This is a genomic window from Nonomuraea jabiensis, from assembly GCF_014204795.1.
Taxonomy (GTDB): domain Bacteria; phylum Actinomycetota; class Actinomycetes; order Streptosporangiales; family Streptosporangiaceae; genus Nonomuraea; species Nonomuraea jabiensis.
The window spans coordinates 6,186,769-6,212,464 of sequence record NZ_JACHMB010000001.1; the positions used below are offsets into that span (position 1 = coordinate 6,186,769).

Sequence of the window (25,696 nt, forward strand, 5' to 3'; positions counted from 1 at the left end):
AACTCCTCAGATGTACTGGTGTGACGGCGTGCGGACGCGCGCGGTCGTGTGCAGGTCGAGCCGGATGCGGCGGCCGGGTGGCAGCTCGACGACGAGGCGCGGCCCGTCCACCGTCACCTCCCGCTCGGACTCGGTGATCGGGGGAGTGGTGTAGGCGCGCGGGTCTCCTGGGTAGCCCTCATCGGCCCGGGTGACGACCGCGCGGTCGATGCGGTGCTCGCCGAACGCGCCCGCCTGGAGCACGACCCTGCGGGTGTGGGTGAGGCCGAGGTTGACCAGCTCGACGCGGGTGCCGCCGGGGCGTACCGAGTCGACCAGCGCGGCCACGTCCCGGGGCAGCCCCGGGCGGTGGCGGTCGGCGTCGAAGTAGGCCAGCCGGGTGGGCAGCAGCCCGCCGTTGTAGAGCACCTGCGGGGTGCCGGTGACGAGCTGCAGCAGCGCCTCGGTGAGCACGGGGTTGAGCCGCTGCCAGTGGTGGACGTGGACGGCGGACAGGTCCTCGTGGTCGGCGTCGATGAGCGCCATCCGGCGCTGCACCTGCCCGAGCGCGGTGGACAGCATGGCCTCGGGGAAGCCGGGGTTGGCGCCGCGCAGGAACTCCAGCCAGGGCGCCTCGTGCCCGGCCTCCTCCTTGTTCCGGAACGGGCGCACCCTGGCCCAGTCGTATCCCGAGGCGGCCCTCAGCCGGTCGAGCCGCTCGGCATCGTCTCCCGCGAGAGAGGCGTGCCACAGCCAGACGGGCAGGCCGAGCTGCGGTGGCTGGAAGTCGAACCAGCCCCCGTCGTCGTGCCGGTTCGGCACCAGCATGGTGGGCTTGCCGGCCTCGTCGCCCAGCTCGGCCAGCCAGCGGTCGCTGATGCTCATCTCCGTCTCGGTCACGCCGGCCTGGACGGCCTTGTCGTACACGATCTCCAGGGGGTCGCGGCCGATGGCGAGCGCGGCGTCGTCGCCGGTCAGCAGGTGGGCGTTGACGGCGGCGATCGCGGCGGCGGCGCCGACGCTGTAGAGGCCGTGCGGCCACTGCCAGCCGTACAGGCCGCCGTACCAGCGGCCCCCGTGCAGCTCGCCGACCTCGCCGGACGGGCCCACGTTGTCGGGCAGGATCCCGCCGTTGGCCGCGGCCCGGCGCTCCCAGGCGCCGATGTAGCGCAGGGCCCAGTCGCGGTAACGGTCGTCGCCGTCGTACAGCCAGGCGTTGACGGCCAGGCTGGTCGCGGCCAGGTTGACGGCCACGTCGCCGCGGCCGAGGCGTTCGTTCATGGCGGCGCCCATGCGGGCGGCGTTGCTCGGGTCGCCCAGGTCCGCCCATTCCGCGATGCCCGGCAGGTCGCGCAGCGGCAGGCCGTAGGGCCGCATGCTGACCAGGTCGGTGTGGTAGGACGCCCACTCCCACTGCAGGCCGTAGCGGGGGCCGCCGCCGCCGTTGTGCGGGGCGCGGATGATGTCGTGCTCGGCGTCGTAGTTGGCCGAGCCGGGCAGGTAGAGGTCGGCGAAGCGGCGGGCGCGCTCGCGGAAGCGCTCGTCGCGCGGGTCGGCGGCGCAGATGCCGTAGAACAGCAGCAGCGACTCGCCCTGGTGGAACCAGTCATAGCCGCGCTCGAACTCGTCCACCAGGTAGCCGAGCTCCGTGAGCTGCGCGGTCACGCCCTCCCAGTGGTGCTTCGAGGCGTCCAGCAGGTCGTCGGCCCCGCCCAGCTGGTAGAGCGTGGGCCAGTTGAAGAACGCCTCGTAGAAGTCGTCGGCGCCGTCCCGGTCCGCGGCCGGCCCGTGGTAGATCAGCCGCCCGTCGGGGCCGCAGTAGCGGGCGGCGAAGGCCCGCCAGGCCTCGTCGAGGGCGTCGAACAGCCTGCGCTCGAGCACCGCCCAGACCGGTGGCACGCCGAGCGGGACGGTCGCCGTGACAGAGGGACCGTTCGCGGGTCCCGGAGATACTGTCCGCATCTTCACCCTTTCGTTGCTCCGGCGGTCAGGCCGCTGATGATGTGCCGTTGCATGAAGACGAAGAAGACCAGCAGCGGGGCGATGGCCAGCAGCAGCGTCGGGAAGACCACCGTGTAGTCGGTGGAGTACTGGCTGACGGCCGCGTAGACGCCGGTGGTCACGGTGTAGAGGCCGCTGCCGGGGCCCAGGATGATCTGCGGGTTCACGAAGTCGTTCCACACCGAGAAGGTGTTGAGGATGACCATCGTGGCGACCGCGGGCCTCATCAGCGGGAAGACGATCTGCCAGAACGTACGCAACCTGCTCGCGCCGTCCACGGCCGCCGCCTGGTCGAGCACGGCCGGGATGGTGGCGATGTAGCCGGCGTACAGGAAGATCGAGAACGGTAGCGTCAACACGGTCTCGAACAGCACGAACCCCCGGATGGTGCCCATCAGGCCGAGGGTCTTGAGCACGTACACGACGGGGATGACCAGCACCTGGCCCGGGATGAACGTGCCGGCCAGGAAGAACAGCATCAGCACCCGGAAGCGGCGCTTCGGGCTGCGCGCGATCACGTAGGCGGCCGGCGCGGCCAGCACCACCGACAGTACGTTGACCGCCACCACGAACAGCAGCGTGACCGCGTACCCCTTGACCACGTTGAACTGCGGGTTCGTCAGCGCCCTGGCCAGCGGCTCCAGCGTGAGGCCCCCCAGGCCGAACGGGTCGGTCAGGATGTCCTGCTGGCCCTTGAACGCGTTGACGGTCAGCACGTACAGGGGGATGAGCATGAAGGCGACGGTCGCCCAGAGGAACGTCCTTCTCACTGGTGGACCGCCAGTTCCCCGCGCCTGCGCAGCCTGGTCACCACGAACGCCAGCGCCGCCGTCACCAGCATGAGCAGGACCGACTGCGCGGAGCCGAAGCCGAGGCGGGCGTCGTGGAAGGAGTTCCACAGGATGAGGTAGGCGACGGTCTGCGTCTGCCCGGCCGGGCCGCCCGCGGTCAGCGACACCACCAGGTCGTACGTCTTGAGCAGCGTCACCAGCGACAGCACGATGTTGACCGTCACGGACGGGCCGAGCGCCGGCAGCGTCACGTTCCTGAACACCTGCCGGCGCGTCGCGCCGTCGATGCGCGCCGCCTCGATCAGGGAGTGCGGCACGGCCTGCAGCCCCGCCAGGTAGAGCACCACGTTGACCCCGAACCCGGCCCACACCAGCACCCCGATCATGGTGACCGTGGCCCACATCGGGTCCGACAGGAACGGCAGCACCTCGCCGCCCCACTTCGTCACCAGGTTGTTGACCGCGCCGTTGGTGCCGAGGATCGCCGACCAGAGGAAGCCGACCACGAGGGCGCTGAGCACGTGCGGATAGAACAGGACGATCCGGAAGAACGTGTTCGCCTTCGAGGCGCCGTTCACCAGGAGGGCGAAGCCGAGGCCGAGCAGGTTGAGCCCGGCCGTGCCCGCGGCGGCGACCAGCAGGGTGACCAGGGCGGCGCGGCGCAGCTCGGGGTCGTCGAGGAGGTCGAGGTAGTTGGCGGCGCCGACGAAGGCGGGGTCGGCGCTGAAGCCGTCCCAGTCGGTGAGGCTCAGGTAGAGCGCCAGGCCGACCGGGACGATCAGCATCACGGTGTAGAGGACGGTGGCGGGGGCGACCATGATCGTGTTGGCCCACCCGTCGCCGCGCTTTCTTCTCGGAAGGGCCGGAGCCTCGGGGATGGCTGGGGGTGCTTCCCGGGTGAGCGTCATTTGCGGCCGGCCAGCCAGCGGTCCACGCCCTCGGCCACTTCCTTGGGCGACTTGCCCACGTACAGGCCCTGGACCTCGGTGTTCCACGCGGCGTTGAAGCCCTTGGGGAGGGTCGCGTCGCCGTACCCCTCGCCCTGCGGGACGCCGGAGGGGGCGCTGTCGAGGATCTGCTGCACCTGCTTCTCCAGCGGGGTGAACTCCCGCTCCACGCCGGCGCGGAAGTTGCCGTCCTGCTTGAGCTGGCTCTTGACCGCCGCCTGGTCGGTGACGAGCCACCGCACGAGCTTGAGCGCCGCGTCCTTGTTCGGGGTGGACTTGAGGATCATGTACGGGGCCGCCATCGTGGCGCCCTGCGGCCCCGGGTACGCCTGGCCCTTGTCGACCGGCGCCGGGAAGACGCCGACCTCGAAGTCCTTCTTCGTCTTGGCCTCGGCGGCGGTGAACCAGCTGCCCATCACGTACATGGCGGCCTTGCCGGACAGGAACGCGGTCTCGGCGTCGGCGTACTTCGTGCCCAGGGCGTTCTTGTCGACGTAGCCCTTGTCGATCCAGGTGCGGTAGCGCTCCAGGTAGGGCAGCAGCGACTCGCCGGCCTTGAGCTTGCCCGCCTTGACGTCCTGCTGCCAGGTGGGGTGGAGCTGGGCGCGCGACGGGCCGGAGAACTGCAGCAGCTGGAGCCCGGTCAGGAACTCGCCGCCGGTTTGCAGCGGCAGCCACCCGGCCGCCTTGAGCTTGCCCATGGCGGCGTCGAACTCGTCGAGCGTGGTCGGCGGCTTGTCGATCCCGGCCTTGTCGAACGCGCTCTTGTTGTAGAAGACCAGCGACTGCGCCTGAACGCCGACGCCGACCGTGTAGATCCTGCCGCCCAGGCTCGCCTCCTTGGCCAGCGGCGTGTCCTTCGCCCACGGCTGGTCGGTCAGGTCGAGCATCTGCTTGGAGAGCGTCTCGTCCACCGTCAGCGTCTCGACCACGTCGGGCGCGTTGCCCGCCGCGAGCTGCTGCGGCAGCGTGTCGGCCACGCCCTTGCCGGTCGGCGCCTCGACCTTGACGTCGACGCCGGGGTTGGCCTGCTCGAACGGCTTGACCAGGCCGTCCCAGTACGCCTGGGTGAGGTTCGGGGTGATGTTGACCAGCATGCGCACGGTGATCTGGCCGCCCTCGCCCTGCTTGGCCTGCGAGTCGCCGGCGAAGCCGCCCCCGCCGCAGCCGGTGAGCAGGAGCAGGCAGCCGAGGGCTGTGGGGGCGAGGAATGGATGGGGGGAACGCATCGCACCTCCAAGGGGGCGAGATCTGCGACGCCTTTTAATGGGTCGATACTCGATTAGCGATTATTTAATACGTTGGTCACATACCCTCGTCAAGGGGATATGTGGCGCTACAAATAAGTTTCCAGTGAGTGACTGAGTCATAAATACGTTAAGGTAGGGCTGTGGCTGGACGCGATGACGACAAGCGGCTGGTGCTGGGCGAGGAGGAGCGCTCCGCGCTGCGCGAGTGGGCCGAAGGGTCCTCCGGGGGGCTGGCGCTGCGCAGCCGGATCGTGCTCGCCTGCGCGGACGGGCTGCCGCGCAAGGAGATCGCCGACCGGCTCGACGTGAGCCCGGCGACGGTGGCCAAATGGCGGGCCCGCTTCGTGGAGCGCGGGCTCGACGGGCTGGCGGACGCGCCACGGCCCGGCCGCCCGCGCAGCGCGGAGCGGCAGGAGGCCGAGCGCGTGATCGCCGCCGCGGCCGGCGGCACGGCCGTGCCCTCGACCCGTACGATGGCGCGGCAGCTCGGGCTCTCGCAGTCGACGGTGGCCCGGATCTGGCAGGAGCAGCAGATCGCGCCGCCCGCGGCCCGGCTGCTGCCCAGGGAGCTCCTGTCCGACCGCGTCTACGCGCTGCTGCGCGGGTGGATCGTCTCGGGGGAGCTGGTGGCGGGGCAGCGGCTGGTGGAAGCGGAGATCGCCCGCCGGGTCGGCACCAGCCAGGCCCCGGCGCGTGAGGCGATCAAGCGGTTGGCGCACGAGGGGCTGGTCATCTCCTATCCCAACCGGGGGAGCTACGTCGCGGAGATCTCGGACGAGCAGGCCCGGGAGGTCCGCGACATCAGGGTGCTGCTGGAGGAGTATGCCGCACGGGGCGCGGCCGTCCGCATCCAGGCCGACACCCTGCGGGAGCTGTCGGCCGACGTGCTGGCCATGCGGCAGGCCGCCCAGGACGGCGACATCGGCGCCTTCCGCGACGCCGACCTGGCCTTCCACCGGCGGGTCTGCGCGGCCTGCGGCAACTCGTTCCTGCTGCGGCTGTGGCGGACCATCGAGTCGAACCTGTGGAGCCTGCACGTGGTGGGCAACCCGCTGTACGACGGGGACTGGACGGCCATGGCGGGCCACCACGACGACCTGGTGGCGGCCCTGGCGTCGGGCGACCCGGACGAGGCGGCCCGCCTCTTCGCCGCCCACGCCCGCGGCGAAGCCTCCCGCACCCGCCCCCGCACCCCCCTGCCACCCCCCACCGCCACCGTTTGAACGGCGCCGCGTCGGCGGGGTGATGCGCCGGCGCCCGGCGCCCGCCCGAGCGCCGCCGCGCCCGCCGGGAGTGACACCCGTCCCCGGCGTGGCGCGCCGTCGTCGGTGGGGCAGGGCCGTGTGAGTGGTGGCGTTCTCCTAAGCGGCGCCGCGTCGGCGAGGTGGGGTGCGGTGGAGTCCGGCGCTCGTGCACGGCGCCCGGCCGAGCGCCGTCGCGCCCGCTGGCGGGGACGCCTGTACGGGCGCGGCGGGCAGGGGGTCAGGGGGAAGGGGTGAGGTCGTAGAGGGTGCCTCGGTGGGTGTTGAGGACGACGACGTTCGGCTCCGGGCGGGAGACCGTGACCGGGCGGCCGCCTGACGTCACCGTCACCGGCGCCCCCGTCCGGAGGGTGAGCCGGCGGCCCAGGTCCGAACGGATCCGCCCCCGTGTCAGCGCGCCCCCGCTCCACGACAGGTCCACCTCGAAGCCGCCCCGAGCCCGGAAGCCCCGGATCGACCCGGCCGGCCAGGCGGCGGGCAGGGCGGGCAGCAGGTGGACCTGGTCCCCGTGGCTCTGCAGCAGCATCTCCGTGATCCCCGACGTCCCGCCGAAGTTGCCGTCGATCTGGAACGGCGGATGCAGGTCGAACATGTTCGGCGCCGTACGGGCGGGCAGCAGCAGGTTCGACAGCCGCTTGTACGCCTCGGGAGCGTCCAGCAGCCGCGCCCAGAAGTTGATCTTCCAGGCGAGCGACCACCCGGCCCCCGCCTCGCCGCGCAGCTCCAGGGTGCGCCGGGCGGCGGCGGCCAGGTCGGGTGACAGGCGGGGGTCGATCTGGTGGCCGGGGAAGAGGCCCCACAGGTGCGAGATGTGGCGGCTGCGCGAGAGCGCCGCGTCGCCCCGGTAGTCCTCCTGCCACTCCTGGATCTGCCCCAGGTGCCCGATCTGGTTCGGGACGAGCCTCGACCGGGCGTCCGCAGCCTTGGCGCGCATCTCCGCCTCGACCCCCAGGATCTCCGACGCCTCCCCGAAGGCCCCGAACAGGTCCCGCAGGATCTGCATGTCCATGGTGGGCCCCGCGCAGATGCTGACGTTCTCCCCGCCGTCCTCGTGGTGCCCGACCTCCGGGGAGTGCGACGGGTTCGTCACCAGGTAGCCGCTGCGGGGATCGGTCTGCAGCGTGTCCAGGAAGAACTCCACCGACCCCTTGATCAGCGGGAAGTGCTCGCGCAGGCGCCGCTCGTCCCCCGTGTAGAGGTAGTGCTCCCAGAGCATCAGGCACAGCCACGCCCCGCCGGTGGGCCACACGCCGTAGAAGGCGAAGTCCACGGGCGCCGTCCCGCGCCAGCCGTCGGTGTTGTGGTGCGCCACCCAGCCCTTCGCGCCGTACTGCGTCGCAGCCGTCCTGGCCCCCGTCTCCGCCAGATCCTTGATCAGGTCGAACAGCGGGTCCATGCACTCGACCAGGTTCGCGGGCGCGGCAGGCCAGTAGTTCATCTCGCAGTTGATGTTGATGGTGTACTTCGACTCCCACGCGGGCGTGAGCGAGTCGTTCCAGATGCCCTGCAGGTTGGCGGCGTAGCCGGGCGAGCGGGAGGAGGAGATCAGCAGGTAGCGGCCGAACTGGTAGTACAGGGCGGCCAGCCCGGGGTCGGTGTCGAGCTGCTTGCGCGCGATGCGCTGGTCGGTGGGGAGCGCGGCGGCCTCCGAGGTGCCCAGGTCGATGTCGAGTCGCCCGAAGAGCCGCTGGTAGTCCCGTACGTGCTTGCGCTTCAGCACCTCGTACGGCTGCCCGCCCGCCCGCGTGAGATGCCGGCCCGCCACCTCGGCCGGGTCGCCGCCGACGTCCTTGTAGCTGCGGTAGCTGGAGCCCATGGAGATCAGCAGCGTGACCTCGTCCGCGCCCTCGACGATCAGCGTGCCGCCGTCGGTGCGGACCGCGCCGCCGCGGGTCCGCGCCCTGGCCAGGGCGCGGAAGCGGACCTCGCCCTTCAGGCCCTGCGTGTCGGTGCTGACCCCGTCCAGGGCGATCGAGTCGCGGCCGGCGGAGGAGGTGGAGGACGCCTGCGGGCTGGTGAAGGCCGCCTGGAACGTCACCGAGCCGGGCTTGTCGGCCGTGTGGCGGACGACGACGACCTGGTCGGGGTTGCTGGCGAAGACCTCGCGCGTGTGGCGCACGCCGTCGCGCACGTACGTGACCGTGGTGACGGCCCGGGACAGGTCCAGCTCGCGGCGGTACTCGGTGAACTCCGCCGCGCCCGGGAAGGTCAGCGTGAGGTCGCCCAGCACCTGGTACGGCGCCTGCTCGCTGGGCTTGCCGAGGAACTTCTCGTCCGCCAGGTTCTGGGCGGCCTGCCACTTGTCCTCCCAGACCAGCCGCCTGATCTCGGGGAGTGCGGCCAGGGCCTCGGGGTTGTCGTAGTCGTGCGGCCCGCCGGCCCAGATGCTGTCCTCGTTGAGCTGCAGGCGCTCGGTGGCCACGCCGCCGAAGACCATGGCCCCGAGCCTGCCGCACCCGACCGGCAGCGCCTCCAGCCAGGCCGCCGCCGGGCGGTCGTACCAGAGCTTGAGCGGGCCGGCGGCCGGGGAGGCGTGCGCGGGGGTGGTCACGAGCAGGGATCCGGCCGCGGCCCCTAAGCCGGTCTTGAGTACGCCTCGTCGTGTGTAGCCGTCGTTGGACACCGTCACTCCTGTTCCAGAACACGGTGGAGGGGGAGCGCAGGGATGCGTACGACCTGTCCGGCTCAGCAGCCGCTCACAGGGACGCCACAAGCGCGGTGAACGTAGGATGTATCTTTACGCTACAACGTCATCTGATGTCCATACCGCCCGTAGATCTAGCCGAAAGATGGGACCTCTGCTAGGTTGCCGATCATGGAGAAGCTCGGGCGCAGCGGCGTTGGCGTTTCCCGGATCGGCCTCGGCACCGCGCCCCTGGGCGGGCTCTACACCGCGGTCGGCGACCAGCAGGCCGCCGCCACGCTCGAAGCCGCCTGGTCCGCGGGCGTCCGCTACTTCGACACCGCCCCCCGCTACGGCTCCGGCCTGGCCGAAAGGAGGCTGGGAAGCTTCCTCGCGGGCGTCGACCGGTCCGAGGCGACGGTGTCCAGCAAGGTCGGCGCGCTGCTCGATCCCGCCAGGCGCGACTACACCGTGGAGGGTGTCTACGCCTCGCTCGCCGCCAGCCTCGAACGCTCCGGGCTGGACGCGTTCGACATCCTGCTCATCCACGACCCCGACGACCACTGGGAGGAGGCCGTGCGGCACGCCTACCCGGCGCTCGCGCGGCTGCGCGAGCAGGGCGGGGTGCGGGCGATCGGCGTCGGCATGACGCAGGCGGAGATGCTGGTCAGGTTCGTGCGGGAGACCGATGTCGACTGCGTGATGGTGGCCGGCCGCTACAGCCTGCTCGACCGTACGGCGGCCGACGAGCTGCTCCCGCTGTGCGCCGAGCGCGGCACCGGCGTGCTGGTGGCGGGGGTGTTCAACGGCGGCATCCTGGCCGACCCGGGGCCCGGCGCGTACTACGACTACGCCCCGGCGCCCGAGCCCGTGCTGAAGCGGGCGCGCGGCCTGGCCGAGCGCTGCGCCGCCCACGACGTGCCGCTCGCGGCGGCCGCGCTCCAGTTCCCGTTGCGCCACCCGGCGGTGACCGGCATCGTGGTCGGCGCCCGCAGCCCCGAGGAGGTGGCCGAGGACCTCGCCCTGGCCGCCACCCCGATTCCCGAAGCCCTCTGGACCGAGTTGGACTGAGCCATGACCCGTATCGACGCCCACCACCACGTCTGGGACCTCGCCGCCCGCCCGCACGGCTGGCTCGACCCCGAACCGCTGGCGCCCATCCGGCGCACGTTCACCCTCGACGACCTCGCCGGGCCCGCGGCGGCGGCCGGGGTGAGCGCCACCGTGCTGGTGCAGGTGCTGCCCGATCTGACCGAGACGCGCGAGTTCCTGGCCCTGGCCGCGGAGTCCGACCTGGTCGCGGGCGTCGTCGGCTGGATCGACCTGACCGCGCCCGACGCCGCCGACACCCTGGCGGGCCTGCCGGCCGGGCTGGTGGGCGTCCGCCACGGCGTCCAGTCCGAGCCGGACCCCGACTGGCTCACCCGGCCCGACGTGCGCCGCGGGCTCGCCGCGGTGGCCGAGGCCGGGCTGGCCTACGACCTGCTCACGCTGCCGCACCAGCTCCCCGCCGCCGTCGACACCGTGACGGCCATGCCCGAGCTCACGTTCGTGCTCGACCACCTGTCCAAGCCGCCGATCGCCGCCGGCGAGCTGGAGCCGTGGCGCAGCCGGATCCTGGAGCTGGCCGCCCGCCCGAACGTCTTCTGCAAGCTGTCCGGCATGGTCACCGAGGCCGACTGGAAGTCCTGGCAGGTGGCCGACCTGCGGCCGTACGCCGAGACCGTCCTGGAGGCGTTCGGACCGGAGCGGGTGATGTTCGGCTCCGACTGGCCGGTGTGCCTGCTCGCGGCCGGCTACGACCAGGTCGCACAGGCCGCGGACGACCTGTGCGCCGGGTTGTCGGAAGGCGAGCGGGCCGAGGTCTTCGCCGGTACGGCCCGCCGCGCGTACCGGCTGCACTAGGCCGTCCTCATGGGGAGACGCGGAAGGTCGTCCGGTACGTCCGCGACTCCTGCGGGCCCAGCCAGATCATGCTGCCGTCCTCCCGCGCCGCCGCGTCGCCCGACACGTGGTGGGTGGACGGCTCCAGGCCGACCGCGTAGTTGCCCGAGCGCAGGTTCAGCCACTCGAAGAAGTACGGGAACTCCGCCGCCCGCCACTCCACGGTGACCTTCATCCCGAGCCGGTCGTTGGCCACCGCCACCCGGTGCAGCCCGTCGGCGCCGGGGTTGAGCGCGTGCTCGTACACCTGCTCCACGAATCCCGGCGCCGGCCCGGGGAAGGTCACGTGGTCGGCCTTCTGCTCGGCCACGCTGTCGCTCTGCCAGAGCGTCTCGCGGATGTCGGCCTCCAGCCGCGCGCCCTCGTCCAGCAGCGGCCAGCCCAGGTTGATGTGGTAGAGGAACATGTGCGGCGCCGGTTCGAACCCGGCGTTGGTGACGGTGTCGACCAGCCTGATCTCGTCGCCGCCCAGGTCGGCCTCGATGCGGCGGACCAGCCGCAGGTTCTCGGCGAACACCGCGGCCTGGCGCACCTCACCCTCGGCCCACAGCACGCACCGGTCACCGTCCCAGCGCTCGCCGTACCCGGTGAGCCGGGCCGGGAGGTTGCCCGCGCGGCCGTGCAGCCCGTGCCGCACCGACCGGCGGGGCGGGTAGCGGTAGGTGTCGGCGGGCACCTCGCCCCCGAACAGCGTGTGGTCGAGCCCGGCCGTGACGACGAGCCCGGAGAACGAGCGCAGCCAGGACAGCCCGTCCTCGTCGGCGTTCTCGTGCAGCCCGGGGTGGCGGAAGCCGGTGGGGGAGCGCCAGCCGAACGAGCGCCCGGCGTGCTCGGCGTGCCCGATGTCCATGCACCTGTCCACCAGCACGTCGAACGCCAGCCCCGAGCCGGTGCGGAACTCCAGCGTCCTGATGCCCCGCTCGACCCCGTCCCCGAGCGTCACCAGCCGGACCCCGCCGGCCGCGCTCAGGTCCCCGGTCAGCTCGGCCAGCCGCCTGCGGTCCGGCGTCATGCCATCACCCACCCTCCGTTGACTTCGATGGTCTGGCCCGTGACGAACGACGCGTCCGGGCCCGCGAGGAACGACACCACGGCCGCCAGCTCGTCGGGCGTGCCGCGCCGCTGGAGCGACTGCCGCTCCAGGACGAACCGGTTGTACGCCTCGGGATCCTCGTGGATCTCCTCGGCCGCCGTCGGGAACGCGCCCGGCGAGACGCAGTTGACCCGGATCTCCCGCGGCCCCAGCTCGCGGGCCAGCGCCCTGGTCAGCGCCGCCGCCGCGCCCTTGGTGGCCACGTACGCGGCCAGGTCGGACCAGCCGCCGTGCATGGTGATCGAGGCGATGTTGACGATCGCGCCGCCCGCGGCCATCTGCCTGGCCGCGTGCTGGGCGGTCAGCCAGTAGGCCCGCTGGTTGACCGCGTGCACGTCCTCGTACTCGGCCAGCGGCACCTCCAGGAACGGCCTGGCGGGGTAGATCGCCGCGTTGTTGACGAGGATGCCGACCGGGCCGAGCCGCGCGGCCGTCTCGGCGAACGCGGACTCGATCGCGGCCGGGTCGCGCAGGTCCACCTTCAGGTTGAGCGCGCCTTCGAGGAAGCCGGGGTCGAGGTCGAGCGCCGCCACCTGGTGGCCGTCGGCGGCCAGCCGGCGGACGATCGCCCTGCCGAGCGCTCCGGCGGCGCCTGTCACGAGCGCCGTGGTCATGTCTGCCTCCATGTCTTGTGCAGGTCCCTGAGCAGGTCGCGGGGCCGGACACGGGCCAGCAGCCCGTCGCGGAGCAGCGCGGACGACCGCTCCTGCAGCGCGATGTAGCCGGGGAAGCGCGGCCTGATCCAGGCGGCCTCCAGGGTGGCGAGCGTGGGGTGGCCCTGCCAGGCGGAGCGGGCCGCGGGCTGCCCGCCGGTGGCCGGGAACAGCTTCGTCTGCACGGGCTCCGACACCAGGCGGCGCAGGTGGGCGCGGACGGCCTCGCGGATCGTGTCGATGCGCCGCCTGGAGACCACGAGCCCGGTGCCGCCGAGCACGCTCCCGGGCGGCTCGCCCGGCCAGGCGGGGGCGTCCGAGAAGGTCAGGGGGTAGGTCACGTAGCCGTACAGGAGAGGACAGCAGTCCACCCCGCCGGCCGTCATGGTGTCGAGCACGCCGATCGGGTTGAGCAGCGACACGTCGCGGTCGGACCGCGCGAGCAGCTCCGACATGAGCTCCAGCGCCCGCGTCCCGGCCGCCTCGTCGAGGAAGTCACCCGAGCACAGCGCGCAGAACATGAGGAACGCGTGCGGCCCGCCCAGGCACAACGCCATCCGCGCCTCCCGCGCGAATTCCGCCAGCTCCGGCCACGTCCCCGGGACCTCGACGCCGGGCCCGGCCGCGGCCACCTGGGTCGCGGCGTCGAGGGGCAGCGCCCACTGGCGGCCCTCCAGGTGGTAGCTCTCGTAGCTCCTGCCGACGAAGCGGTTCTCCACCGGCTCGTCGAACAGCTCGTCCATCGGCACGAGCGCGTCCATGGCCGCGCCCAGCCCGGGATGGTCGATCACGAGCACGTCGTACGTCTCGCACAGCTTCGCGATCGGCTCCGACTCGAACCCCTCCAGGGGCTGCCGGTCCCACTGGATCGGCTCCGGAACGTCCCCATAGGGGTTGTCCCCGGCCAGGTCGAGCCGCGTCAGCTCGTCCAGCGGCGCGTACCCCCGGGGATGGTCCCAGGTCAGTCCTCGCATGCCAGCACGCCCTCCGCGACCAGCTCGGCCGTGCGCTCCGGCGGGTAGCCGAGCTCCTCCAGCAGCTCCCTGGTGTGCTCGCCGACCAGCGGCGCGCCCCGGCGCACCCGCGGCGGGGTGGCGCTGAAGCCGTAGGGGAAGCCGGGCGTGGTGACCGTGCCCTCGGTGCGGTGCTCGTAGGTGACGAACGAGCCGTTGTGCTTGACCTGCGGGTCCGCCACCAGCTCCGCGTACCCGTACACCGGGCCCGCCCACAGGTCGTGGCGGGCGCAGATCTCCAGCCACTCGGCCGTCGTCCGCTCCGGCAGCCGCCCGGCGACCATCGCGGTGATCTCGTCGCGCCTGGTGTGGCCGTCGGCGTCGCCGTCCATGGCGGCCAGCTCCGGCAGGTCGAGGGCGAGCGCGAGCGCGTCCAGCCTGGGCATGCCGAGCGCGAGGTAGCCGTCCTTGGTGGCGAAGACCCCGTACGGCGCGCGGATGTAGGTGTGGCCGTGCGGCTCGTGCCCGCGCCGCTGCGGCACGCCGCCGACCGTGAAGATCGACAGCTCCTGCATCTGCACGGCGACGGCCGCGTCCAGCATGTTGACGCTGACCCGCTGCCCCTCGCCGGTCCGCTCGCGGTGCAGCAGCGCGGCCAGCGCGCCCTCGAAGGCGCTGTAGGCGGTGATGGCGTCGACGGCGTACGTGCCCGCGGGGGCGGGCGGGTCGCCGTCGCGGCCGGTGCTCAGCATGGCGCCGCTCATGGCCTGCAGGAGCAGGTCCTGGCCGGGTCTCGACACGTACGGGCCGCTCTCGCCGTACCCGGACATGGAGACGTACACGATGCCGGGGTTGATGGCGCGGATCGTGTCGTAGTCCATGCCGAGCCGCTCGGCCACGCCGGCGCGGTAGTTCTGCAGGAACACGTCCGCCGTCGCGGCGAGCCTGTGCACGATGGCGCGGCCCTCGGCGGACTTGAGGTTGACGGCGAGGCTGCGCTTGTTGCGGTTGAGGGACAGGAACGAGGCGTTCACCTTGTTGCCCGTCGCGCCTCCCGCCGGGGCGTGCCGCTGCCACTCGCCGGTCACCGGCTCCACCTTGACCACGTCCGCGCCCAGGTCGCCCAGGCGCATGGCGGCCAGCGGGCCCGCCATGGCGATGGACAGGTCGACCACGCGGTAGCCGTCCAGGACGCCCATCAGCGCCCCTCGAAGACGGGCTCGCGGCGCTCGGCGAAGGCGGCCCGGCCCTCGGCCGCGTCCTGCGTGGCGAAGCAGACGGTCTGCAGGTCGCGCTCGTACTGGATGGCCTGGTCGAGCGGCATCGAGTAGGCCGCCTTGAGGTTGGCCTTGGCGGTCTGCGCGGCGATCGGCGGGCGCTTGGCGATCGTCGCGGCCAGTTCGAGGGCCGCCGGCACCAGCTTCTCCTGCGGGTACACGTCGGTGACCAGCCCCCAGCTCAGGGCGCGGCCGGCGTCGACGGGGTCGCCGGTGAGCAGCATCGTGGCGGCGTTGCCGGGCCCGACGGAGTGGGCCAGCAGCGCCGACTGGCCGCTGCCGCCGATCCAGCCGAGCTTGATCTCCGGCGCGGCGAACGTCGCCGTCTCGGCCGCCAGGCGGATGTCGCAGGCCATGGCCAGCTCCAGGCCGCCGCCGTAGGCGTAGCCGTTGACGGCCGCGATGATCGGCTTGCGCAGGGCGCGGACCGCGTCGCCGTAGTCGCCGCGGTTGCGGAACTCCCACGGCGTGGCGTACTCGTCCAGCTCGCGGATGTCGCTACCGACGCAGAACGAGCGCTCGCCCGCGCCCGTGAGCACCGCGACCCGGATGGCGGGGTCGGCGTCCACCCGGCCCAGGCAGGCACGCAGCGCGGCGGCCATGTCAGGGGTGATCGCGTTGAGCTTGGCGGGTCTGTTGAGGGTGACGACGGCCACGGGGCCGTCCACGTCGATGAGGACGTCCAAGGTTGACTCTTTCTTGCTGGAGGCGGCTAGCAGCAGAGGCGTACGTGCTGCTCGGCGTCGGCGCGGGCGACCTCGACCACCTCGCGCATGGCCTCCTCGGCCTTGCGGTGGTGCCGTCGCCTGATCGCCAGCGCCACGCGCTCGTGGCCGGGCAGCGTTTCCTTGTTGTGCGCGACCGAACGGGTGTGCACCTGCCGTACGGAGCGCAGGGCGATGCTGATCATGTCGTAGATGTAGAGCAGCAGGTCGTTGTCCGCCGCGGCGAACACCGCCTTGTGGAAGGCCAGGTCGGCCTCGATGAAGGGTTCGGGGTCGTCGGCTGTGGCGTACAGCGCGGCCAGGGCCTCGTCGATGCGCTGGACCGCGACCGCGTCCGCCCGCTCGGCCGCCACCCTGGCGGCGCCCGGCTCCAGCGCGACCCGCAGGTCGGCCAGCATCTGGATGTCGCGGGGGCGCGGCTCGGGCTCGAACCGCCAGCTCAGGACGTCGGGGTCGAGCAGGTTCCAGGACTCGCGCGGGCGGACCCTGGTGCCCGCGCTCCGCCTGGTCTCCAGCAGGCCCTTGCCGGCCAGGACCTTCACGCCCTCGCGGACCGCGGAGCGGCCGATGCCCAGCTCGCCCACCAGGTTCTCCTCGATGGGGATGGACGTGCCGGGAGCGAGCTCGCCCGTGACGATGCGGGGACCGAGGGCCTGGACCACCTGGGCGTGCCTGTCCCGTTTGGGATCGATTGCCACGCTCCGGACGCTACCGCTCCCGCCCGATTTTTCATAGCATTTCATCCGATGAAGATGACATTTCATCGGATGAAGTGAGGCTCATGACGAAGAGGCTGGGACTGATCCACACCTCCGCGACCCTGGTCGACGTGTTCGCCAAGCTGTGCGCCGAGCACCTGCCGGGAGTCGAGACCTTCAACATCGTCGACGACAGCCTGATCAAGAACACCATCGCCGCCGACCACCTCACCCCGCGGACCGCCCGCCGCGTCGCCGGCCACATCGGCTCCGCGGAGGCGGCCGGGGCCGACCACATCCTGGTGACGTGCTCGTCGATCGGCGCCGCCGTGGAGGCCGCCGAGCCGCTGACGGACGTGCCGGTGACCCGGGTGGACCGCCCGATGGCCGATCGCGCCGTCGCCCTCGGCCGCCGGATCGGCGTGCTCGCCACCCTGTCCACCACCCTCGAACCCACCGCCGACCTGGTACGCCGTCGCGCCGCCGCCTCGGACAAGGAGGTCTCGTTGACGGCCAGGGTGTGCGAGGGGGCGTTCGAGGCCCTGATGGGCGGGGACGCCGCCACGCACGACGCGCGGGTGGCCGAGGCGCTGGCCGCGCTGGGCGCGGAGGTGGACGTGATCGTGCTGGCCCAGGCGTCGATGGCCCGCGTGGCCGGTACGGTCGAGGCCCCCGTCCCGATCCTCGCCAGCCCGCCGCTCGCCATGGAGCACCTGGCGGCCGTGCTGTGAGCGAGCAGATCGTCGCCACGTACCGCGTGCTCACCCGCCTGCCCCTGGAGCAGGCCGTGAGCGCGATCGCGGGGGAGCAGAGCACCGGCACCTTCGTCAGCGTGCGCGGCGAGACCGACGAGCTGCGCGCCCGCCACAGCGCCGTGGTGCTGTCCATCACGCCGACCCCGCCCGGCTCCGAGCCCCTGCCGGGGGCGATCGGGGACGGGCCTCTCGCGGCGGCGCTGGTCAGGATCGGCTTCCCGCTGGCGAACACCGGGCCCTCGCTCACGAACCTGCTCCCGGTGGTCGCGGGCAACCTCTACGAGCTGCGCGAGCTGGCCGGGCTCAAGCTGGTGGACCTGGAGCTGCCCGCGGCCTTCGGGACGGCGTACCTGCCGGCGGGGTTCGCCGTCGAGGGCACCCGGCGGCTGGTCGGCCGTCCGGAAGGCGTGCTGATCGGCACCATCGTCAAGCCGAACGTCGGGTTGCGCCCCGCCGACTACGTGGACCTGGTGCGCGAGCTCGGCCTGGCCGGCGCCGACTTCATCAAGGACGACGAGGTGAACGCCGACTGCCCGCCCGCCCCGCTCCCCGAGCGGATCCGCGCGGTGACGGCCGCCCTCGACGAGGTGGAGCGGCGGACCGGGCGGCGGCCGATGTACGCGTTCAACATCAGCGACGAGCCCGACCGGATGCTGCGCAACCACGATCTGGTGGTGGCCGCCGGCGGCACCTGCGTCATGGTCAACCTCAACGTCGTCGGCTTCCCGGCCGTCGCCATGCTGCGCCGGCACGCCAGGGTGCCGATCCACGGCCACGTCACCGGCATCGGGGCGCTGGCCCGCCACCCGGGGCTCGGGATCGGGCACGTGGCGTACCAGAAGCTGGCCCGGCTGGCCGGGGTCGACCAGCTGCACTGCGGCGGGTTCCACAGCAAGTTCTACGTCACGGACGACGAGGTCGCCGCCACGGTGGCGGCGGTCCGCGAGCCGCTGCTCGGCGGCTTCCCCTGCCTGCCGGTGCTGTCGTCCGCCCAGTGGGCCGGGACCGCGCCGGTCGCCCTGGACCGTACGGGGACCACCGACCTGCTGGTGCTGGCCGGGGGCGGCGTGCTCGGCCATCCGGACGGTCCGGCGGCGGGGATCACCAGCATGCGCCAGGCGTGGGCGGCCTCCGTGGCGGGCGTGCCGCTGGACGAGGTGGACGAGCCGGAGCTGCGCGCGGCGCTGGCGCACTTCGGCGGGGTGATCCGGAAGTGACGGCGAAAGGGGTGGGGTGGCCGTGACGTCGTTCGCCTTCGTCGCGGACGACTTCACGGGGGCGACCGACGCGTTGTGGCAGTTCAGGCGGTTGGGGTTGACCGGCTCCCTGGTCACGGACGCGAGCCGCCTGGACGACGCGTACGACGTCATCGGGATCGCCACCACCGCCCGGGCGGCCGCGGACCCGGTGCCGGTGGTGCTGCCCGTGCTCGAGGCCGTGGCCGCGCTGCGGCCGCTGGTCATCCAGTACAAGGTCTGCTCGACGTTCGACTCCTCACCCGCGCACGGGAGCATCGGGGCGGTCATCGCGGCCCTGCACCGTGCGGGGCTGGCGCGGGGCCCGGTCCCGGTGCTCGCCGCCCAGCCGGAGCTGGGGCGTTACACGTGGTTCGCGAACCACTTCGTACGTTCGGGCGCCGAGGTCCACCGGCTCGACCGTTACCCGCCCATGCGCGACCACCCGGTCACCCCCGCCTCGGAAGCCGACCTCCGGATCCGCTTGGCGGAGCAGGGCGCGGGGCGGGTCGGCTGGCTGCCCGCGTCGCCCGCGCCGTCGGAGGAGGCGTACCGGGCGCTGGGGGAGGACGCTTTCGTGGCGGACGCCCAGACCGAGGAGCACGTCCGCGCGCTCGGCCGCCTCCTGCTCGCCGACGCGCGGAGCCGGGGCGGGCCGCTGTACTGCGTCGGCTCCGGCGGCCTCAGCCACGCCCTCGCCTCCGCCCACGTGGCGGCGGCCGGTGCGGGGAAGCGGCCGGAGCCCGAGCCGCTCGCCCCCGCCGCCCCCGTGCTGGTCGTGTCGGGCAGCCGCTCTCCGATCACCGCCCGGCAGATCGACACGGCCGAGCGGGCGGGGTGGCGGGTGCTGGACGCCTCCGGCGGCCTTCGCGACGCGACCCGCGGTGGTTCCTTCGCGGGCCTTTTCGCCGAGGTGGCGGAGAGCCTGGGGGAGGGGCGCCACACGATCGTCCAGTCGACGCGCGGCCCGGCCCGGGACCCCGCGGCCATCGGGGACCTCCTCGGGCGGATCGCCTCGGTGGCCGTCCGGGCCGGGCTGGTCGGGCGGCTGGTGGTGGCGGGCGGCGACACCTCGGGCGAGGTCGTGGCCGCCCTCGGCGCCCGCTCCCTGGACGTGGTCGCCGCGCTGGCCCCGGGCGCGCCGGTATGCGTGCTGACCTCGGACGATCCCGCGTACGACGGGCTCGAAGTGGCGCTGAAGGGAGGCCAGGTCGGCGGCGACGACTACTTCTTGGCCGTCGCACGCTGAAGAGCCGATGGTGGAAAGGGTAGAACCTGAGTAAGGAGAGGGGTTGTGAGCCTGAATATCAAAAATCCTGAGGCCGAGCGGCTGGCAGCGGAGATCAGCGCGCTCACGGGAGAGAGCAAGACCGCCGCCGTCATCTCCGCCCTACGTGAGCGGCGTGAGCGTCTGCTTGCCAAGCGGATGGAGGAGGAAGACGCCACGATGGCGGAAGAGCTACTCGCGCTCGCCGCGAAGATCCGTTCGAGATTGGGTGATGCGGATCTGTCCACGGACTTCCTGTATGACTCCGAGACCGGGCTCCCCGCGTGATCATTGACACCAGCGCGATCGTCGCGATCCTCAAGGGAGGGCCGGATGCCGCCGCCTTTGCCGAAGCGCGCCGGGCTTACTGGGACTACGGCAGGGGGAGCGGTCACAAGGCTGGGCTGAATTACGGCAACTGCTTCTCCTATGCGCTGGCAAGAGATTGTCATGAGCCACTGCTCTTCAAGGGCGATGACTTCGTTCACACCGACGTCACACCGGTGCTGTGACGACTACGTCCTCCGCTCCGCCGCGCTGACCTACCCTCGCGTACGACCTACGGAGTACGGACCGTGCCCCTGGCGCACGCCCGCGGGCGCAACCGGAAACACCCCTCGCGCCTGATGCACCAAGCCCCCCGCACAGGGCAACGTTGACTCGCAAGGGACGGGTCGCGAGTTGGCGAGGGAGTGGAAGTCATGATGTATCCGGATCTGCAGGGCAAGGTAGCGCTGATCACCGGCGGTTCCGGGGGGATCGGGCGGGAGACCGCCCGGGTGCTGGCCGAGCAGGGCATGCGGGTCGTCGTGAACGGGCGCGATCCCGGCGCGATCGAGGCGGCCGTGAAGAGCATCGGCGGCGGGGCGCTCGGCGTCGCCGCCGACACCACCGACTTCGCCGCCGTCGAGGAGATGCGGGCGGAGGTCGAGCGCAGGATCGGACCCGTCGACGTGCTGGCAATCTTCGCCGGTGGCGGCGCCGGGATCCCCCGGCCGATCGACCAGACGAGCGAGGAGGACTGGCACGCCACCATGCACGCCAACCTCACCTCGACGTTCCTGGTGATCAAGGGCTTCCTGCCGCGCATGAGAGAGCGGCGCAGCGGGTCCATCATCACGATGTCGTCGCTGGCGGCCCGCACCCCGACCTCCGCCTCTGTGGCGTACACGGCGGCCAAGGCCGGGATCATCGCGCTGACCAGGCAACTGGCGCACGAGCTCGGCCCGGCTGGCATCCGGGTCAACTCGGTCGCGCCTTCGACGATCATGACGGACCGGCTGGCGGAGCGCATGCCGCGGGAGTACCAGGAGCGCATGCTGGCCGAGCACCCGCTGGGGCGGCTCGGCACCCCGCTCGACGTCGCGAACGTGACGGCCTTCCTCGCCTCCGACGCCTCGTCCTGGCTCACCGGCCTCACGATCGACGTCGCGGGCGGCAAGTGGATGCCGTGACTATGCCGGGGGTGGCGCGGACAGGACAGTGGTGAGCGCGGCGAGCAGGTCCGCGGTGGGGTCCGCGGCCGGGCCCGGGCTCCGCCAGGCCACGAACCCGTCCGGTCGTACCAGCACCGCGCCCCTCGGGCCGATGCCGTGCCGGGCCGCCGCGCCGTCGATCTCCAGCCGCCGGGCGGTCACCGGCACGGGCAGCTTGTCCGCCGCCGTCGCCCAGTCCTGGCCGTCGTGGCCGGTCAGCAGGACGAAGCCGGCGCCGTACAGGTCGATCGTGGAGCGCTCGCCGGAGCCGGCGAGCGGGAGGTGCGGAGCCCTGGTGCCGGGCTCCCCGCACAGGCCGGAGACCGCCACCGGCGCGGTCACCCCGCTCGCGCCGCCGATCACCGCCGTCGACCGGTAGCGGTGCCCCATCATCACGGTCGAGCGGTCCACCGGCAGCTCGTCGGTCACGGGCAGTTGCGCCAGGCGGGACCCGTATCGGGCGAGCGCCTGCCGCAGGGCGAACTCCGCGACCGGGCGGCGCTCGTCCTCGTACGTGTCGAGCAGCCGCTCCCCGGCGTGACCATGGACGACGGCGGCCAGCTTCCAGGCCAGGTTGTGCGCGTCCTCCACGCCCACGACGCCGCCGAATCCCCCGGTCGGCGGCATCAGGTGCGCCGCGTCGCCGATCAGGAACACCGGCCCCCTCCGGTAGGCGGCCGCCACGGCCGCGCCGACCTCGAAGCGCAGGACGGTCCTGGTGGTGCCGGGTATCTGCGGCCGGAGCGTCACCCGCGCCTGCGGCAGGCCGGCCGCGGCGCGCACCAGCTCGACGCACGCGTCCTCGTCCGGCTCGGCGCCGTCCGGGTCGTCCGTGGTGCCGAAGACCCAGCGCTGGCCGGTCCGGTCCAGTGCCATCAGGTACGTCCTCGGCCGGGGCCGTTCGAGGAAGGCCATGTGCACGGTACGGCCGGCCAGCGCGGGACGGAGGTCGGCGTCGACCATGAGCGTCAGCAGGCGGAAGAAGTCGACCTGCCCTTCCATCGGGATGCCGAGCCCGTGCCGGACCGGGCTGCGCCCGCCGTCGGCCGCGACGACGTATCGGGCCAGGAGCCGATGCCCGGTGCCGTCGAGATCGCGCAGGTGCGCCTCCACCCCGCCCTCGTGCTGGGAGAGGTCGCGTACCTCGGTGCCGAACCGGATCCGCGCGCCGAGCTCACGCGCCCGGGTCCGCAGCAGATCCTCCACCCGGTTCTGCTCGATGGGCGTGCCCGAGCAGGGGCTGAAGGCGGCCGTCCGCGCGGCGTCGTCCTGCTGGTCCACGGGGAGGTGCCGCGCGCCGGCCAGCGTCTCCGCGCGGATGGCCACGTACTCGGCGGAGCTGGCGAAATCCACCCGGTTCTCCCGGATGCGGGACTCCAGTCCGACCTGCCGGTAGATCTCCATGAGGCGCGGGACCAGGCTGCGCTGCCTGGGGTGGCTCAGCAGGTCGGGGTGGCGTTCCACGAGCGTGCACCGCACGCCGTGCCGGGCCAGGAACAGCGCGCAGGACAACCCGGTCAGGCCGCCCCCGACGACCAGCACCTCGGTGTCGTGGAGCATCGGATGACCCCCGTTCGTTGTCGTTGCCCGGGCCAGGCCGTGGCCTGATCGCGCAGGATCAGGCCACGGTGTGAATGGTCAGTACCAGTACCGCATGGCGCACCTCCTTGACTTGCCGCTGCCGTCCGCCGAGGTCCGGCGGACGTTTTCCGAGGCCCGAACGGCGCCCGGCAACCTGGCAGGTGGCCGCGGACGTCCACGGAGGGCCTCGAGCTCAAAGCCGGGCGATCAGCGTTCCCTTGTCGTCGAGCGGGGTCACCTCGCCGGCGACGGCCGAGCCGCCCGCGGCGGTCAGGCCGGCCGCGCGCAGGTCGGCGAGCACGCCGGCGGGCCGATGGAGGTGGTAGTCGCCGTCCACGGTCTCGGTGGCCACCAGCGTGCCGCGGTGGTAGGTGCGGTAGACGCGCCGCACTCCGGCCAGGTCGGGGCCGAGCGGCCGGACGGCCGACGACAGGGTGTAGCGGCACTCGCCCTGGTGCGCGCTGCGCACCTCACGTTCGGGATGGTCGGGTACGGCCTCGTCCGTCACCATGTCCATGGCCAGCACGCCACCCGGCGCGAGGTGCCCGGCCAGGCCGGCGAAGAGCGGCCGGCGCGCCCGCGGCGGCACGTCCTGCAGCACGGCGGCCAGGTAGACGTAGTCGAAGCGCCGGTCGAGAGGGAAGTCCGGCGCGGCGCCGGCGAGCACGGTCACCCGGTGCCGCAGCTCCGGCCGCCCGGCCAGCTTGGTCATGAGCACCGCCCGCATCCCGGGGGAGGGCTCCAGGCAGTGCACGCTCGCCGCGCGCCCGGCCACCGCCAGGGTCATCCGGCCGGTGCCCGGGCCGATCTCCAGCGCGTGCCCGCCGGGCGGGGCCAGATCGGCGAAGAAGGAGACCAGCGCGGCCGAACGGGGGCCCACGTGCAGGTGGTCCCAGTGCGCCGCCACCACACCGTAGGGGTCGGTGAGCGCCACTTCCTCGTCCTCTCTCACCGCTGCGGGAGCACCCCGGCCTGTTCGGCGCGGCGCAGATAATCGTCAGTGGTGTTCGCCACGGGGAAGGGCAGGTCCGGCACGCCGGCTCCCAGGCCCGCGCAGAGCGGCTCCCAGCCGTGCGACGGCTCGACCTCGACGAGCTGGCCGGCCGGCACGGCCTTGCGCACCTCGTCCAGATGGGTCCGGTAGACCGCGATGGCGTGGTCGCGGTCCTCGAACCGCCCGGAGAACGTCCCCTGCCAGACGATCTTCTCGATGACCTGGTCCCGGACGGCTGCCTCCTGGCCGGTGTCCACGGGCCTGGTGCGGTACAGGGTGCGGCTCATGCTGGCGTACCACGAAGCCGGATCCCGCACGATGAGCAGGACCTTCGCCTCGGGAAAGGCGGCGGCCAGCTCCCGCCAGTAGAATGCCGCCGGCCACGCGATTGTCGCGGCGAAACCGTCGAGCAGCCGTTTCCAGTCGGGTTTTCCGCCGTCGGCGACCCGGAGCCATTCCCGGGCGTGCGCGGGGTCGGTGAATAGCTCTTTCATGTAATGACAGGGGCCGAATCCGAGGGTCTCCAGCGCTAATCTGACCGAAGAGGTCCCGGTACGCCCGAACGATGCTCCGACGACCTTCAGCACGTAAACCTCCTTCACCGAAGGACAACCTCGAAACGCTCGATGCTGCGGGCGGTCAGGTTCGGGAAATACGTCGGCGCGCCGAGCGCCCTGATGCCGGGACAACGTTCGGCGAGGACGCGGAGCACCACCCGGGTGAAGATGGCTGTAAAGGGGGAGCCGAGACAGGACTTCGGCCCCCTGCCGAAGCCGAGATGCGGATTGGGATGCCGGTCCAGCCGCACCGTGTCCGGGTCGGGGAACCGCGCGGGGTCCCGGTTCGCCGCGCCCAGCAGCAGCGTGACGGCCTGCCCGGCGCGTACCGTGGTCCCGCCCACCTCGGTGTCGCGCACGCACGCGCGGGCGACCGCCTGGATGGGGGAGGCGTAGCGGACCAACTCGTCCACGGCGCGGGCGGTGTCGGCCGCGCCGAACCGCCCCAGCTCGGTGGCCCGCTGGTGGAGCAGGGCGATCGCCACCAGCCCGAGCAGCTTGCTGCCGGAGCTGTAGCCGCTGAACAGCAGCCCTCGCACGGTGTTGGCGACGATGTCCGGCTCCACGCCGCTGCCGGCCGCCCGCCGCGCGATGGCGCCGACGACGCCGGAAGGCGGCGGATCGGCGAGCCAGCCCTCGACCAGCACGGCCAGCTCTTCCTGCGCGGCCACCACGGGTCGCGCCCGCTCGGGCCAGAGCCCGGCGTCCATTCCCGCGACGATGTCGCGGGCGGCCCGGCTGGCCCAGGCCGGGTCCGGCATCGGCACGCCCAGGTACGCGGAGGTCGTCGACAGCGCGAGCGGTTCGGCGAATTCCGTGAGGAACTCGAACGACGGGCGGCGCGCGAGAGCTTCCAGCAGCTCGGTCGTGTGGTGGGCGATCATCCGCTCCAGGGCCGGGTGGTCCTGCGCGCGCAGGGCCTCCATGAACAGCCGGCGGACCACGGTGTGGTCCGGCGGGTCCAGGGTCAGCATGTTGATCGCCCGCGGCGGCATCGTCTCGCCGACGCGGCGCCAGTCGGCGGCGAAGTTCGCGCTGTCCTTCAGCACGGCGACGCAATCGTCGTACCGGCTGAAAACCCATGAGTTAAGTCGGTCGTAGAAAAAGGCGGGGCGTTCCCGGCGGAGGTTTGCGTACCAGGGATAAGGGTCGGCAAGGAGTTCGGGAGAGGCTAGGAAGATAATGGGGTCGTGGTCAACAATTTCCGACAAGAGGCCCCTCTAACCGGCTGTTCAGCCTAATCAGGCTCAAGCTCTCCAGAGAGATGATCCCTCGCGACCGGTGTGCTGTAAAGGGCGTCAACTCGACCCAGCACTGTGAATTCTCTCGGTGAGTAAACCGGTGCCCAGGGTGATCACGAGCGGCCCTTTTGCGGGGTTCGCAGCGCCGCGGGACGGTGGTGCGCCCCGGCTGACCGGCCACGACTCGCCTCGTACGGGTGGGGTGCCGGCCCGCGGGTGGGTGGGGGATCACCCGAGAGGGTGTGGCGGGCGTCGCCGAGATGGTGTCCGAACTCACTTGACGAGGAGATCAACGTGAAGTGGATCACTTTGCGTAGTCGCCAATTTATGTCCGGGTTTCGTGACACAAGCCCCCGGATGGATCCCGAAAAGTCCGCCTAAAGTGGCACGTTTCC

The 25,696-nt window shown here is 72.3% G+C and carries 24 protein-coding genes; 9 read left to right on the forward strand and 15 right to left on the reverse strand.

Going from position 1 to position 25,696, the window contains the following annotated elements; genetic code table 11:
* Positions 1-6: 6 nt before the first annotated feature.
* Genes HD596_RS28420 through HD596_RS28435 form a run of 4 tightly spaced genes read right to left on the reverse strand, consistent with a single transcriptional unit; the run spans position 7 to position 4,947 of the window.
* Entirely contained in the window at positions 7-1,941 is a 1,935-nt protein-coding gene (locus HD596_RS28420) for a DUF8034 domain-containing protein (RefSeq protein ID WP_185072369.1), read from the reverse strand.
* A 2-nt stretch (positions 1,942-1,943) separates the two neighbouring features.
* On the reverse strand, positions 1,944-2,714 hold the full coding sequence (locus HD596_RS28425; RefSeq protein ID WP_185072370.1) for a carbohydrate ABC transporter permease: 771 nt from the start codon (positions 2,712-2,714) through the stop codon (positions 1,944-1,946).
* 32 nt (positions 2,715-2,746) lie between these two features.
* Positions 2,747-3,679, reverse strand: coding sequence for a carbohydrate ABC transporter permease (locus HD596_RS28430; protein ID WP_221519553.1), 933 nt, complete (start codon positions 3,677-3,679; stop codon positions 2,747-2,749).
* Complete coding sequence (locus HD596_RS28435) at positions 3,676-4,947, reverse strand: ABC transporter substrate-binding protein (protein ID WP_185072371.1); 1,272 nt, start codon at positions 4,945-4,947, stop codon at positions 3,676-3,678. Before HD596_RS28435 ends, HD596_RS28430 begins: the two co-directional genes overlap by 4 nt.
* Before the next feature lie 161 nt (positions 4,948-5,108).
* Here HD596_RS28435 and HD596_RS28440 point away from each other — a divergent pair, with 161 nt between their 5' ends.
* Positions 5,109-6,191 carry an FCD domain-containing protein gene (locus HD596_RS28440; protein WP_185072372.1) on the forward strand — a complete coding sequence of 361 codons (1,083 nt, stop codon included), beginning with the start codon at positions 5,109-5,111 and terminating at the stop codon, positions 6,189-6,191.
* A 259-nt stretch (positions 6,192-6,450) separates the two neighbouring features.
* Here HD596_RS28440 and HD596_RS28445 read toward each other — a convergent pair whose 3' ends face one another.
* A complete protein-coding gene (locus HD596_RS28445; protein ID WP_185072373.1) occupies positions 6,451-8,853 on the reverse strand; it encodes a glycoside hydrolase family 95 protein in 2,403 nt (800 codons plus the stop codon).
* A 192-nt stretch (positions 8,854-9,045) separates the two neighbouring features.
* On the opposite strand from HD596_RS28445, the gene HD596_RS28450 reads away from it, so the two are divergent.
* Together HD596_RS28450 and HD596_RS28455 are read left to right on the forward strand one after the other, a co-directional pair.
* Complete coding sequence (locus HD596_RS28450) at positions 9,046-9,924, forward strand: aldo/keto reductase (protein ID WP_185072374.1); 879 nt, start codon at positions 9,046-9,048, stop codon at positions 9,922-9,924.
* A gap of 3 nt (positions 9,925-9,927) precedes the next feature.
* Positions 9,928-10,758 carry an amidohydrolase family protein gene (locus HD596_RS28455; protein WP_185072375.1) on the forward strand — a complete coding sequence of 277 codons (831 nt, stop codon included), beginning with the start codon at positions 9,928-9,930 and terminating at the stop codon, positions 10,756-10,758.
* 7 nt (positions 10,759-10,765) lie between these two features.
* Here the strand turns inward: HD596_RS28455 and HD596_RS28460 are convergent, their stop codons facing one another.
* From HD596_RS28460 to HD596_RS28485, 6 genes are read right to left on the reverse strand one after another with little or no spacing between them, the layout of a single operon-like run.
* Positions 10,766-11,809, reverse strand: coding sequence for an aldose 1-epimerase family protein (locus tag HD596_RS28460; RefSeq protein WP_185072376.1), 1,044 nt, complete (start codon positions 11,807-11,809; stop codon positions 10,766-10,768).
* The gene (locus tag HD596_RS28465) at positions 11,806-12,504 is read right to left on the reverse strand and encodes an SDR family NAD(P)-dependent oxidoreductase (protein ID WP_185072377.1); all 699 of its coding nucleotides are present in this window, start codon (positions 12,502-12,504) and stop codon (positions 11,806-11,808) included. The genes HD596_RS28460 and HD596_RS28465 overlap by 4 nt, the downstream gene beginning before the upstream one ends.
* Positions 12,501-13,517, reverse strand: a complete 1,017-nt coding sequence (locus tag HD596_RS28470) for a type 2 periplasmic-binding domain-containing protein (RefSeq protein WP_185072378.1) — start codon at positions 13,515-13,517, stop codon at positions 12,501-12,503. Before HD596_RS28470 ends, HD596_RS28465 begins: the two co-directional genes overlap by 4 nt.
* Positions 13,505-14,695, reverse strand: a complete 1,191-nt coding sequence (locus tag HD596_RS28475; RefSeq protein ID WP_185072379.1) for a CaiB/BaiF CoA transferase family protein — start codon at positions 14,693-14,695, stop codon at positions 13,505-13,507. Before HD596_RS28475 ends, HD596_RS28470 begins: the two co-directional genes overlap by 13 nt.
* Positions 14,695-15,459, reverse strand: coding sequence for an enoyl-CoA hydratase/isomerase family protein (locus HD596_RS28480; protein ID WP_221519554.1), 765 nt, complete (start codon positions 15,457-15,459; stop codon positions 14,695-14,697). The genes HD596_RS28475 and HD596_RS28480 overlap by 1 nt, the downstream gene beginning before the upstream one ends.
* 26 nt (positions 15,460-15,485) lie before the next feature.
* Positions 15,486-16,196, reverse strand: a complete 711-nt coding sequence (locus HD596_RS28485) for a FadR/GntR family transcriptional regulator (protein WP_185072380.1) — start codon at positions 16,194-16,196, stop codon at positions 15,486-15,488.
* Between the two features lie 83 nt (positions 16,197-16,279).
* On the opposite strand from HD596_RS28485, the gene HD596_RS28490 reads away from it, so the two are divergent.
* The 6 genes from HD596_RS28490 to HD596_RS28515 all read left to right on the forward strand — a co-directional run bounded on the left by HD596_RS28490 (position 16,280) and on the right by HD596_RS28515 (position 20,907).
* Positions 16,280-16,927, forward strand: coding sequence for an aspartate/glutamate racemase family protein (locus HD596_RS28490; RefSeq protein ID WP_185072381.1), 648 nt, complete (start codon positions 16,280-16,282; stop codon positions 16,925-16,927).
* Positions 16,924-18,168 carry a RuBisCO large subunit C-terminal-like domain-containing protein gene (locus tag HD596_RS28495; RefSeq protein ID WP_185072382.1) on the forward strand — a complete coding sequence of 415 codons (1,245 nt, stop codon included), beginning with the start codon at positions 16,924-16,926 and terminating at the stop codon, positions 18,166-18,168. The genes HD596_RS28490 and HD596_RS28495 overlap by 4 nt, the downstream gene beginning before the upstream one ends.
* A 22-nt stretch (positions 18,169-18,190) precedes the next feature.
* Positions 18,191-19,435 carry a four-carbon acid sugar kinase family protein gene (locus HD596_RS64955; RefSeq protein WP_185072383.1) on the forward strand — a complete coding sequence of 415 codons (1,245 nt, stop codon included), beginning with the start codon at positions 18,191-18,193 and terminating at the stop codon, positions 19,433-19,435.
* A 45-nt stretch (positions 19,436-19,480) separates the two neighbouring features.
* Positions 19,481-19,741, forward strand: a complete 261-nt coding sequence (locus tag HD596_RS28505) for a type II toxin-antitoxin system VapB family antitoxin (protein WP_185072384.1) — start codon at positions 19,481-19,483, stop codon at positions 19,739-19,741.
* Complete coding sequence (locus HD596_RS28510) at positions 19,738-19,965, forward strand: type II toxin-antitoxin system VapC family toxin (protein ID WP_185072385.1); 228 nt, start codon at positions 19,738-19,740, stop codon at positions 19,963-19,965. Before HD596_RS28505 ends, HD596_RS28510 begins: the two co-directional genes overlap by 4 nt.
* A gap of 189 nt (positions 19,966-20,154) precedes the next feature.
* Positions 20,155-20,907: an SDR family NAD(P)-dependent oxidoreductase gene (locus tag HD596_RS28515; protein ID WP_185072386.1), complete on the forward strand. Its 753-nt coding sequence runs from the start codon at positions 20,155-20,157 to the stop codon at positions 20,905-20,907.
* Here the strand turns inward: HD596_RS28515 and HD596_RS28520 are convergent, their stop codons facing one another.
* The 4 genes from HD596_RS28520 to HD596_RS28535 all read right to left on the reverse strand — a co-directional run bounded on the left by HD596_RS28520 (position 20,908) and on the right by HD596_RS28535 (position 25,109).
* Entirely contained in the window at positions 20,908-22,488 is a 1,581-nt protein-coding gene (locus tag HD596_RS28520) for an FAD-dependent oxidoreductase (RefSeq protein ID WP_185072387.1), read from the reverse strand.
* Positions 22,489-22,702: 214 nt separating this feature from the next.
* Positions 22,703-23,461 carry a class I SAM-dependent methyltransferase gene (locus tag HD596_RS28525; RefSeq protein ID WP_185072388.1) on the reverse strand — a complete coding sequence of 253 codons (759 nt, stop codon included), beginning with the start codon at positions 23,459-23,461 and terminating at the stop codon, positions 22,703-22,705.
* On the reverse strand, positions 23,458-24,105 hold the full coding sequence (locus tag HD596_RS28530; RefSeq protein WP_185072389.1) for a sulfotransferase family protein: 648 nt from the start codon (positions 24,103-24,105) through the stop codon (positions 23,458-23,460). The genes HD596_RS28525 and HD596_RS28530 overlap by 4 nt, the downstream gene beginning before the upstream one ends.
* Positions 24,102-25,109: a cytochrome P450 gene (locus HD596_RS28535; protein WP_185072390.1), complete on the reverse strand. Its 1,008-nt coding sequence runs from the start codon at positions 25,107-25,109 to the stop codon at positions 24,102-24,104. Before HD596_RS28535 ends, HD596_RS28530 begins: the two co-directional genes overlap by 4 nt.
* Positions 25,110-25,696: the final 587 nt, after the last annotated feature.